This window comes from Vibrio nereis NBRC 15637, from assembly GCF_001591105.1.
Classification (GTDB): Bacteria; Pseudomonadota; Gammaproteobacteria; order Enterobacterales; family Vibrionaceae; genus Vibrio; species Vibrio nereis.
In genome coordinates, this window is the sequence record NZ_BCUD01000003.1 from 268041 (window position 1) to 279563 (window position 11523).

Below are 11523 nucleotides of genomic sequence, written 5' to 3' on the forward strand. Positions count from 1 at the left end.
AAGCTTTGTTGGGCCTAAGTATGGAAATCCCACACGGGGAAGAAAGTTAAGCTATCTATAATATCAGCCAATTGGCTTTGTCAAAAGCATTCAATAGTCGTAACGGTTATTAAGTTATCCGCTGCTGTGAACTTGACGTTTAGATCGAACAAATTTACCGCATATTCTTTACTATCCGGCTTGCCTTTTTTATACGCAGGGCGTGGATCTTGGGCTAGCACTTGTTCTATTACTTGTTGCTCGTGGTCACCATGAATACGTGATTTGAGTATAAGCGTGGCACTGTCTGAGAATGCAACGTTGCAGGTTTTAGGTTCAGCGTCGGCATATCCGCCAGCCGCTTCACTGATGGAATCAGAGTAGGGGACATACGGCTTAATATCGATGATAGGTGTGCCATCGACGAGATCGACGCTGCCTAATTCAAGGTATAGCTGATCGCCTTGTTTGGTTACGCCTTTGACTTCAACCGCAGACATGCCGATTCCATTGGGGCGAAATGTAGAGCGAGACGCAAAGACACCAATCCGTTCATTTCCGCCCAATCGTGGTGGACGGACGGTTGGCTTCCATCCAGCCTCTAAGTTTTGATCGAATAAAAATAGTAGCCAAACATGGCTAAATTGTTCAATGCCTCTTAATGCTTCTGGGCTGTTTGCCGCGCCGACTAAGCGAACCTTTGCGCTTGCAGAAGGGACGAGTCGCGGCTGTCTAGGGACTGCAAACTTCTCTTTATACGGGCTCTCAATAAAGCCGATAGGTTCAATAGAATGCATCTTTCTCTTTTCTTTAAAAACAGACTTTTGGCAAAAGTACCATAAAAATGACTTGCAAATCTTCTTGATAATGATTATTAACTGTGATGTTATAACATAACAGTTAATACCAAGAGGAAACATGAAACCAAATATTCATCCAGAATACCGCCAAGTTGTTTTTCACGATACCACGGTCGATAAGTACTTTGTTGTGGGTTCTACGTTGCAAACCGAGCGCACCATCGAATGGGAAGGTAAAACCTACCCGTACTTCACTATTGAAGTGTCTTCACAATCACATCCGTTTTACACGGGCAAACAGCGTGTTATTCAAAAAGAAGGTCGCGTCGCGAACTTTAACCGTCGATTTGCTCAATTTAGTACAGATAAGGAGTAACCCATGAAAGTCGTTAAATCTCTAAAAAGTGCCAAAAACCGCCATCCTGACTGCCAAGTCGTGAAACGAAGAGGTCGTATGTATGTGATTTTCAAAGCAAACCCTCGTTTCAAAGCGGTGCAAAAGTAGCAATAAGCGCCCAGTTGCATCTTTGTGAATTATAGTTCTAATATTTGTTCTAGATATGGTTATATTTGCTATTTATTTGTTCAAATGACGTTAAATAATCCGATCTATTACACAGTTTGTAACATTTTAGATTTCTATTTGAACGCCTTGTCGAGTAATCTGCGCCCGCTTTTTGACATTCTTGTCACAAATGCGCAGGAATCACTACAAGGAGGAACCAGATGAGTTCATCTGCTTCGATTAAACAAAATTCACCAAAGAAGCCGCTGTTTACGCGTTTTCTAGATACTGTTGAATATTTGGGGAACTTATTACCCCACCCAATCACGCTTTTTGCACTTTTCTGTTTGGCTATTTTAGTTGCATCTGGAATTGCAGGTTATTTTGACGTTTCAGTCGTAGACCCTCGCCCTGAAGGTGCGAAAGGGCGTGCAGCGGACGGCATGATTCATGTTGTGAGTCTGCTTAATGCGGATGGCCTAGAGCTCATCGTCACTAACTTAGTGAAAAACTTTGTTGGCTTTGCGCCGCTAGGCACCGTGTTGGTTGCGATGCTTGGTGTTGCAATAGCTGAGTATTCAGGCCTTTTGTCTGCGGCTATGCGTGGGTTGGTCATGGGCGCCTCTCAGCGCATGGTGACTGTCACCGTTGTATTTGCTGGTATCATTTCTAATACAGCATCTGAGCTTGGTTATGTGGTTCTTGTGCCACTTGCTGCGATGCTGTTCCACTCTTTAGGTCGTCACCCTCTTGCTGGTCTTGCAGCCGCATTCGCTGGTGTATCGGGCGGCTACTCAGCAAACTTACTTATCGGTACGGTTGACCCACTGCTTTCTGGTATCACAGAAACAGCGGCGCAGATGATTGACCCAACTTACACGGTTGGCCCAGAAGTGAACTGGTACTTCATGTTTGTGTCTACCTTCTTTATTGCGGGTATGGGTGCGTTTGTAACCGAGAAAATCGTTGAGCCAAAACTGGGTAAATATAACGATGAAGAAGCGTCTGAAGATCTTTCCAATGACAAAATGGGTGGCCTCACTGCTCTAGAAAAGAAAGGTCTGAAACTGGCGGGTGTTGCGATTCTAGTTGTTTCGGCACTGCTTGCTTGGACAGTCGTTCCGGCGGACGGCATTTTACGTTCTGGCGCAGGTACGATTGCAGGTTCTCCATTCCTGAAAAGTATCGTGGCGTTTATCTTCGTATTCTTTGCAATCCCAGGTTTCGTTTACGGTAAAGTGACTGGCTCAATGAAGACTGACCGTGACGTAATTGATGCGATGGCGAAGTCTATGTCTTCTATGGGCATGTACATTGTATTGGTATTCTTCGCGGCTCAGTTTGTTGCTTTCTTCAAGTGGACTAACTTTGGTCAAGTATTCGCGGTAGCGGGTGCAAGCTTCCTACAGGACATTGGCTTAACAGGTCCAATGTTGTTCTTTGCATTCATCCTAATGTGTGGCTTCATCAACCTGATGATCGGTTCAGCGTCTGCTCAGTGGGCGGTAACAGCACCAATCTTTGTTCCTATGTTAATGTTGGTGGGTTACGCGCCAGAGACAATCCAAGCGGCCTACCGCATCGGTGACTCAACCACTAATATTATCACTCCAATGATGAGCTACTTTGGTTTGATCTTGGCAGTGGCAACGCGCTACATGAAGAACCTAGGTATCGGTACGCTGATTGCGACTATGCTACCTTACTCAATCTGTTTTATCGCGGGTTGGAGTGTACTGTTCTACCTATGGGTATTCGTCTTCGGTTTACCGGTTGGCCCGGGCGCAGCGACGTTCTACACGCCTTAACCTTTAGGTCTACTTTCTTTCAGCAAACCGGAGCAGCGCGCTCCGGTTTTTTTATGACGAAATAGAATGCAAAAAGCCAGCGTGAGTACGCTGGCTTTTGATTATTTTTAACGTTTGTAAGGATTACCAACCCTTAACAACGCCACCTTTAAAGATTTCAGATGCTGCGTTGTACACATCGTCCGTTTGGTAAGACTTAACGAAGTTCTGTACATTCTCCGCTTGAACATTGTCTTCACGAGCAACGATAAGGTTCACGTATGGAGACTCTTTATCTTCAACGAATACGCCATCTTTTTGAGGCGTTAGATTGATTGAACTTGCGTATGTTGTGTTGATGATAGATAGAGCAACGTCGTCTAGAGAGCGTGGAAGCTGCGCCGCTTCTAGCTCAACAATCGTGATGTTTTTTGGGTTTTCTACGACGTCACGTACCGTTGCTAGTAGGCCAACACCGTCACGTAGCTTGATCAAACCTTGCTGCTCAAGAAGAATGAGAGAGCGGCCTAGGTTAGTCGGATCGTTTGGTACTGCAATACGGTCGCCTTCTTTAATCTCATCAACCGATTTTACTTGTTTAGAGTAGCCCGCGATTGGGTAAACAAAGGTATTCCCCGCGATCGTTAGCTTGTAGCCACGGTCTTCGACTTGTTGATCTAGATATGGTTTGTGCTGGAACGCGTTGATATCGATTGAGCCATCATCCAGTGCTGCGTTTGGAGTTACATAGTCAGTAAATGTCACCAGTTGAACATCTAGGCCGTATTTATCTTTTGCTACTTTAGCTGCCACTTCGGCAACTTGTGCTTCCGCACCCGCCATTACGCCAACTTTGATTTTACTGGTATCGACTTCTTTCTCGCCACAGCCAGAAAGAACAAGTGCTGAGGCCGCAGCCGCGATGGTAAGCAAACCCTTAAGATTAAATTTCATGACTATCTCCTTGTTATAAATTCAAAATTTTTATCTGTGATCGACACGGCGAACAATAGCGTCGCCAATGGACTGAATAATCTGTACCAACACGATGAGCATCACTACGGTCACGGCCATAATCACTACATCGTAGCGGTGGAAGCCGTAACGAATGGCTACATCACCTAGACCGCCGCCGCCCACGGTGCCTGCCATTGCAGAGTAGCTGACCAGTGTGACAAGCGTGATGGTCACTGAGTTAACAATGGTCGGCATCGCCTCTGGCAGCAGAACTTTCGAAATGATCTGCGTGGGTGTTGCGCCCATTGATTGCGCGGCTTCCACTAGGCCTGATGGGACTTCAAGTAGCGCGCCTTCAATTAAACGAGCAACAAAAGGAATAGCGCCGATAGTCAGTGGCACAATGGCCGCTGTGGTACCGATAAATGTGCCGACCAAAAGTTTAGTGACTGGGATAATGGCGACCATCAACACTAGGAATGGGACGGAACGGCCAACGTTGACTACCGCACCTAAAATGCTATTGAGCTTGGTATTTTCCAGTAAGCCACCTTGTTTCGTCGTATGCAGGATCACACCCAGTGGAATACCTACTGCGAAACCTACGATGCCAGCAACAGCGACCATGTAGAGGGTTTCCCAAGTCGCGCCAATCAGTAGATTTCCGTTAAGGCTTAGCCATTCTGATACTGTATTAAAGGACATAACCTAGCACCTCTACTTTTACGTTGTGGTCACGCAGGAACTCGATCGCTGCATTATCGTCTTTTTCATTACCGAACAGTTCTGCGACCATCATGCCGAACTTCACGCCACCAGCGTAGTCGAGGTCCGAACTTAGGATGCTGACGTCTATATTGAATTTTCGGGTGATTTGGCTCATCAGCGGCGCATCGACAGTCGCGCCAGTAAATTCAAGCCTTACCAGAGGGTAGCTGCCTTCTACACGTGTTTGCTGTAAGCGAACTTCGTAATCTTCAGGAATCGACAGGTCCAGTGTCGAACGAATGAATTCGTGCGCAAGCTCTGTTTTAGGGTGCGCAAAAATATCGCCCACAGTGCCTTTTTCTACCAGCTCACCATCACCAATGATCGCCACTTCGTGACAGATGCTTTTCACGACATCCATTTCATGCGTGATAAGCAAAATCGTAATATTGAGCTTGCGGTTGATCTCTTTTAACAGCTCCAAAATAGACTGGGTTGTTGCCGGATCAAGCGCGCTTGTGGCTTCATCGCACAACAACACTTTAGGGTCAGATGCCAAGGCACGCGCAATCGCCACACGCTGTTTTTGCCCACCGCTCAAGTTGGAAGGGTAGCTTTCATGTTTGTCTGCTAAGCCAACCAGGGCAAGCAACTCGGATACTTTCGCTTTGATTCGGGCTGAATCAGTACCTGCCAGCTCCAGTGGCAGCGCCACGTTGTCAAAAACGGTGCGCGATGACAGCAGGTTAAAGTGCTGGAAAATCATGCCAATATTGCGTCTTGCTTTACTAAGGTCTGATTTAGAAAGTGTAGTCAGATCAACACCATCGACGATGATAGAGCCTGACGTTGGCGCTTCCAGCATATTGACGCAACGAATCAATGTACTTTTTCCTGCTCCAGAAGAACCAATAACGCCAAAAATCGTTCCTTGAGCAATATGGAGGTTGATATCTTTCAGAGCGTTGATTTCCTTCGTACCCTGATAGAAGACCTTGTTGACTTGATTAATTTCAATCATCGATAAACCCGCTATAAGACTTTGGAGCAGTAGATAATTTTGAACTACATCTCATTGAGTAGTTGATGCTATGGCTTTGTTGCAAATGTGTCAATAGATATTTTTACGTCTAGACGTCTAAACGTATTTTTTACTCAACCGATTAGTAATTAGATAGTGATGAAAGAAATAAAGCGTGCAATAATTCTCACTATATAAAGCAGATAGAGAGCAAGTTTTGGCTAAACCAGCAGTCTTTTTGGATCGTGATGGCGTAATTAACGTGGATCACGGTTACGTACATGACGAACATGATTTTGAATTTATCGACGGTGTCTTTGAAGCGGCGAAAAAGCTCAAGGACATGGGGTACTTACTGGTGTTAGTAACCAATCAGTCTGGTATAGCGCGCGGGAAATTTAGCGAAGATCGCTTTTTATCTCTCACTCAGTGGATGGACTGGAACTTCGTCGATAATGGCGTTGATTTTGACGGTTTCTATTACTGCCCACACCATGCAGAACATGGGCAGGGTAAATACAAAGAAGACTGCGATTGCCGTAAGCCTAAACCTGGTATGTTTATTTCTGCCCGTGACTTTTTAGACATTGATATGGAAAAGTCTGTAATGGTGGGTGACAAGGCCGAAGATATGATGGCCGCAGAGGCCGCTGGTGTAGGGACAAAAATTTTAGTGAGAACTGGCAAGCCAGTCACTGAGGCAGGAGAAGCGTTGGCATCGGTTGTCTTAGACAGCATTAAAGATGTGCCATCTTACTTGTCAAAATAAAGAAAAAAGGTCGCAGTTGCGGCCTTTTTGTTTGCAGGAGGCAGTATGAATTCAAAATGGCTAACAGTTGGAGCATTGGCTTCTTTCGTTGTGGGATGTGCACAGAGCCAACATAAAACAGAGTATTTAACCTATCACTGTGAAGCTGAAAAGAGTTTTGAAGTGGCTTACTTTCCAGAAAAAGAATCAGCAATTTTACGGGTTTCAGGTCAGCCTTACCCTTTAATCCAAGTACCTTCTGGTTCGGGCGCGCGTTACATTTTAGATGATAAAACGACAGCGGAAAATGCGATCACGCTATACACCAAAGGAAATGAAGCCCGTTTAGAGCTTGAGCAATCCGTTTACAAAAACTGTAAAACCGACTAGCGTATGAAGCGGGTTTACTTATAAGCCCATATACTAAGCCTATGATACCTGAGGTGATAGTGTCTCTCGGGCAGCCCTGATCTCTCTTAAATTTATAATCTAATATGAGCAAAAAACTAACCATTCTCGACATTGCAAAGCTTTCTGGTGTAGGTAAATCGACCGTTTCTCGGGTACTGACCAATGATCCTAAGGTAAAACCTGAAACCCGAGCGAAAGTGGAACGTGTGATTGAAGAGTCTGGTTATGTGCCTTCAAAGTCCGCACAAGCGATGCGTGGTGGCAGTCAAAAGGTTGTCGGGGTGATTATATCTCGACTTGATTCGCCATCAGAAAACAAAGCCGTTGGCAGCATGTTGCAGGCGCTTTATCAGGCTGGTTATGATGCCGTGATCATGGAAAGCCAGTTTGACCGCGAGAAAACCAATGAGCATTTGGATGTTCTGAAAAAGCGCAATGTGGACGGCGTGATCGTTTTTGGCTTCAGCGATTTTGATATCTTTCGGCTAACGGCTTGGCAGAATCGTAGCGTAGTCATTGCTATGGACACAGATGTGACCTCATCAATTAACTATGACAACCATGGTGTCATCACGCTTGCCTTAGACTACCTAGCAGAGCAGGACGTCAATGATATCGCGTTTATTGGCGTCGATCCCTCGGATAAAACGACCGGGCAGGTGCGTTTAAATGCCTACCTAGAGTGGTGTGAAAACCACAATGTGGAACCACATTATCAAACCGGACACCTTTCCCATGAAAGTGCTTATCAGCTAGTGGATGAGCTGCTGACGACTCAAACTCAAGCAATCGCATGTGCCAGTGACACACTCGCTCTCGGGGTGATTAAGCGCCTTCAAGAACTAGAGCGTGAGGACGTGTTGGTGACTGGAGTCGGGGGGAATGAATTGCTTTCTTTTCTTTTCCCTAACGTATTCAGTATTGACCCAGGATACGCTCAAGCCGGGCAGATGGCTGCTAACTTACTGATTTCTCAAATTAATGGTGAATCAGAACTTCATCACCTCACACAATCTCCTATCATTCGATAAGTCATTATTTTCAAAGTGATTTAAAATTATACTGTGATCTTATTCAATTAATGGGACTGTTCCCATTTTTATGTTTGATAAGTTCTGACAATATAATTAGTAATTATTGGGAATGTTCCCATAAAAAGAATAACAAAGTCAGTTTGAATGCCGAGAAAACTTGGCAGTACCAATTCAAAGCATGGTGGATTGGTATCAACATGAATAAGATTCCAATTAGGGTGGACATGGATATGAGTAAGATAACGAAACCAGATGTAGAACGTCTGATAGAGTTGGTGGGTGGGCGCGATAACATCGCTAGCGTTAGTCATTGCTTAACTCGCTTACGTTTTGTACTTAATGAAACGGGGAACGCGGACAAACAAGGCCTTGAAGGACTGCCTTTGGTAAAAGGGTGCTTTACGAATGCGGGCCAATTCCAAGTGGTCATTGGTACGGAAGTAGATGAAGTCTATAAAGTGCTGATTGAGCTAACAGGTCAAACTGCGGCGTCAAAAGATGAGGCTAAGCAGGCGGCCCGCCAGAATATGAATGTCTTGGAACGCGGTATTTCCCACCTTGCTGAAATCTTTGTGCCGCTGCTTCCTGCGATCATCACGGGTGGTTTGATCCTAGGTTTTCGTAACGTAATTGGCGACATCAAGATGTTTGATGGCCAAAGTCTTACGGAGATCAGCCAGTTTTGGGCGACAGTCCATAGCTTCTTATGGCTAATTGGCGAAGCTATCTTCTTCTTCCTCCCTGTAGGTGTGTGTTGGTCGACGGTGAAAAAATTGGGAGGGACGCCGATTCTGGGGATTACCCTCGGTGTGACTCTGGTTTCACCACAGCTAATGAACGCGTATTTAATTGGTAAACAAGTACCTGAAGCGTGGGATTTCGGTTTATTTGTGATTGAAAAGGTCGGCTACCAAGCTCAGGTGATTCCGGCGATGTTAGCGGGGATGGCGCTGGCGTTTATCGAAACTCACCTTAAGCGCATCGTACCATCTTACCTTTACCTAGTTGTCGTACCGTTTGTTTCTATTATTCTTTCTGTGGTCCTTGCTCACTCATTGATTGGTCCATTTGGCCGTATGTTAGGTGATGGCGTGGCGTTTGCGGCTAAAGCGGCCATGACAGGCGATTTTGCTGTGATTGGTTCCATGGTATTTGGTTTCTTATACGCGCCACTCGTGATCACGGGTATTCACCACACCACTAACGCCGTTGACCTACAGTTGATGCAAGAGCTTGGTGGTACACCAATCTGGCCATTGATTGCGCTATCGAATATTGCACAGGCCTCTGCGGTTGTCGGCATCATTATCATCAGTAAGAAACACGGTGAGCGTGATATCTCAGTACCGGCGGCTATCTCTGCTTACCTAGGTGTCACAGAGCCGGCGATGTACGGCATCAACTTAAAATACAAATTCCCAATGCTTAGCGCGATGATCGGTAGTGCCGTAGCCGCAGCGATTTGTGGTAGTGCAGGTGTGATGGCAAACGGCATCGGTGTGGGTGGTCTTCCGGGTATCTTGTCTATCCAGCCTCAGTTCTGGGGTATCTATGCAGTGGCTATGTTAGTCGCGATGGCCTTGCCAGCCGTATTGACTCTTTTCTTCTATAAGCGAGCTGAAATGAAAGGCGAACTAGAGCCAGCAAGCGCTTAACCAGCAACAAACAATCTTTTTAGGAGCGGCACATTGTCGCTCCCTTTTCTCTGAATTAATTTTGGTAAGTGAGTTTAGCAATGACAGCAATTTCCAATGATGCGAACTGGTGGAAAACCGCCTCTATTTATCAAATTTACCCGAAAAGCTTTTGTGATAGTGGTAGTAAAGGGACGGGGGATATCCAAGGGATAATTTCTAAGCTTGATTACCTGAAGCTGCTAGGTGCGGATGCCATTTGGTTAACGCCAGTTTATCAGTCACCGATGATTGATAATGGTTATGATATTTCGGATTACTACGCGATTAATCCAGACTTTGGCACCATGGCGGATTTTGACCAGCTTTTGGCACAAGCCCATCAGCGCGGTATCCGTATCATTATGGACATTGTGGTCAACCATACTTCAACCGAACACCACTGGTTCCAATCAGCCCTAGGCGATAAAAACAGTCCTTACCGAGACTACTATATTTGGAAAGATCCGGTCGATGGTGAAGCTCCAAATAACTGGCAATCGAAGTTTGGTGGGAATGCGTGGGAACTTGATGAACAAACAGGCCAATACTATTTGCATCTTTTTGCCAAAGAGCAGGCGGACCTAAACTGGGAAAACCCAAAAGTTCGCGGCGAGGTAAAGGAGGTGATCAGTTTTTGGGCTGAAAAGGGCGTCGATGGTTTCCGCTTGGATGTGATTAACTTGATCTCTAAGCAGCAAGACTTCCCGAATGATGAGATGGGGGATGGTCGACGTTTTTACACTGATGGCCCTAAAGTGCATGAGTATTTGCAAGAAATCAGTGAAGCTGTATTCCAAAAATACGGCAGTGTCACGGTGGGTGAAATGTCATCCACCACGCTTGAACATTGTCAGCAATACTCTTCGCTCGATAATAAAGAGCTGTCGATGGTGTTTAACTTCCATCATCTTAAAGTGGATTACCCGAACGGAGACAAATGGACCAAAGCACCATTTGATTTCCAGCAACTTAAGCAGATCTTTAATCATTGGCAAACGGGTTTGAATGGCAAAGGGTGGGGCGCTCTATTTTGGTGTAACCACGACCAGCCGCGAGTGGTTAGCCGCTTGGGTAATGATAAAGAGTACCGAGTCGAATCAGCGAAGATGCTCGCTGCGTCGGTGCATATGATGCAAGGTACGCCGTACATCTATCAAGGTGAAGAGATCGGTATGACCAATCCGGGGTATGACTCGATTGAGCAGTATCGTGATGTCGAAAGTACCAATATGTATGACATCATGGTTAACCAGCAAGGTGTTAGCCACGATGAAATGATGGCGATATTAGCGCAAAAGTCGCGTGATAATTCGCGTACCCCTATGCAGTGGAGTGACGCGCCGTACGCTGGGTTCTCCAAAGCGCAGCCATGGTTAGGTGTGGCCAACAACTATTTCGAGATTAATGCATGTGCTGCTGTCGAAGATACCAACTCGGTATTCTACTTCTACCAAAAGTTGATCCAGTTACGTAAAGAAATCGACGTGATCACCACAGGTAGTTACCAAGATCTTTATCCAGAGCACCAAGCGGTATTTGGGTATCAACGTCAGAGTGATACGCAGACGCTGATTTGTCTCAACAACTATTACGGCGAAGAGGCAGAGTGTGTTTTGCCTAATGGCTTTGATGTGGGCAAAGCGAAATACGTACTGGGGAACTACGATGATTTACCACAAGGGGTAACCCAACACCAAGTGCTGAGACCGTATGAGACAAGAGTCATTCTTGCTGAACGAGTTTCGGAATAAGCGATTTTAAACACCAACGTGTTTGTTCCATTGCCCCGACATATCGGGGCTTTTTTCTATGTCGAAGAGTGGCCAAAGAAACTACTGTTTAGAAATTAAAAAAGTGTTCAGAAACGAAAAAAGCCAGCTCAATGAGCTGGCTTCTT

The 11523-nt window shown here is 45.6% G+C and carries 12 protein-coding genes; 8 read left to right on the plus strand and 4 right to left on the minus strand.

The annotated features are described in order from the left end of the window. Positions 1-80 precede the first annotated feature (80 nt). Positions 81-776: a tRNA (N6-threonylcarbamoyladenosine(37)-N6)-methyltransferase TrmO gene (gene tsaA, locus VNE01S_RS05480; RefSeq protein ID WP_053396794.1), complete on the minus strand. Its 696-nt coding sequence runs from the start codon at positions 774-776 to the stop codon at positions 81-83. 121 nt (positions 777-897) lie between these two features. Here tsaA and VNE01S_RS05485 point away from each other — a divergent pair, with 121 nt between their 5' ends. From VNE01S_RS05485 to VNE01S_RS05495, 3 genes are all read left to right on the plus strand, one after another. Then, positions 898-1155, plus strand: a complete 258-nt coding sequence (locus tag VNE01S_RS05485) for a type B 50S ribosomal protein L31 (protein ID WP_053396795.1) — start codon at positions 898-900, stop codon at positions 1153-1155. A 3-nt stretch (positions 1156-1158) separates the two neighbouring features. Beyond that, positions 1159-1284: a type B 50S ribosomal protein L36 gene (gene ykgO, locus VNE01S_RS05490; protein ID WP_053396796.1), complete on the plus strand. Its 126-nt coding sequence runs from the start codon at positions 1159-1161 to the stop codon at positions 1282-1284. Between the two features lie 221 nt (positions 1285-1505). After that, positions 1506-3092: an AbgT family transporter gene (locus tag VNE01S_RS05495; RefSeq protein ID WP_053396797.1), complete on the plus strand. Its 1587-nt coding sequence runs from the start codon at positions 1506-1508 to the stop codon at positions 3090-3092. Between the two features lie 123 nt (positions 3093-3215). Here the strand turns inward: VNE01S_RS05495 and VNE01S_RS05500 are convergent, their stop codons facing one another. From VNE01S_RS05500 to metN, 3 genes are read right to left on the minus strand one after another with little or no spacing between them, the layout of a single operon-like run. Then, the gene (locus tag VNE01S_RS05500) at positions 3216-4025 is read right to left on the minus strand and encodes a MetQ/NlpA family lipoprotein (protein ID WP_053396798.1); all 810 of its coding nucleotides are present in this window, start codon (positions 4023-4025) and stop codon (positions 3216-3218) included. Positions 4026-4055: 30 nt separating this feature from the next. Next, positions 4056-4733 carry a methionine ABC transporter permease gene (locus VNE01S_RS05505; protein ID WP_053396799.1) on the minus strand — a complete coding sequence of 226 codons (678 nt, stop codon included), beginning with the start codon at positions 4731-4733 and terminating at the stop codon, positions 4056-4058. Next, the gene (metN, locus tag VNE01S_RS05510; RefSeq protein WP_053396800.1) at positions 4723-5757 is read right to left on the minus strand and encodes a methionine ABC transporter ATP-binding protein MetN; all 1035 of its coding nucleotides are present in this window, start codon (positions 5755-5757) and stop codon (positions 4723-4725) included. Before metN ends, VNE01S_RS05505 begins: the two co-directional genes overlap by 11 nt. Positions 5758-5974: 217 nt before the next feature. Between metN and gmhB the strand changes: the two genes are divergently transcribed. The 5 genes from gmhB (at position 5975) to treC (ending at position 11377) form a co-directional block, all read left to right on the plus strand. Next, positions 5975-6526, plus strand: coding sequence for a D-glycero-beta-D-manno-heptose 1,7-bisphosphate 7-phosphatase (gmhB, locus tag VNE01S_RS05515; protein WP_053396801.1), 552 nt, complete (start codon positions 5975-5977; stop codon positions 6524-6526). 45 nt (positions 6527-6571) lie between these two features. Then, entirely contained in the window at positions 6572-6895 is a 324-nt protein-coding gene (locus tag VNE01S_RS05520) for an MliC family protein (protein WP_053396802.1), read from the plus strand. Between the two features lie 104 nt (positions 6896-6999). After that, a complete protein-coding gene (treR, locus tag VNE01S_RS05525) occupies positions 7000-7947 on the plus strand; it encodes a trehalose operon repressor TreR (protein ID WP_053396803.1) in 948 nt (315 codons plus the stop codon). Between the two features lie 233 nt (positions 7948-8180). Further along, entirely contained in the window at positions 8181-9605 is a 1425-nt protein-coding gene (gene treB, locus VNE01S_RS05530) for a PTS trehalose transporter subunit IIBC (RefSeq protein WP_053396814.1), read from the plus strand. An 80-nt stretch (positions 9606-9685) separates the two neighbouring features. Next, positions 9686-11377 carry an alpha,alpha-phosphotrehalase gene (treC, locus tag VNE01S_RS05535; RefSeq protein ID WP_053396804.1) on the plus strand — a complete coding sequence of 564 codons (1692 nt, stop codon included), beginning with the start codon at positions 9686-9688 and terminating at the stop codon, positions 11375-11377. Positions 11378-11523: the final 146 nt, after the last annotated feature.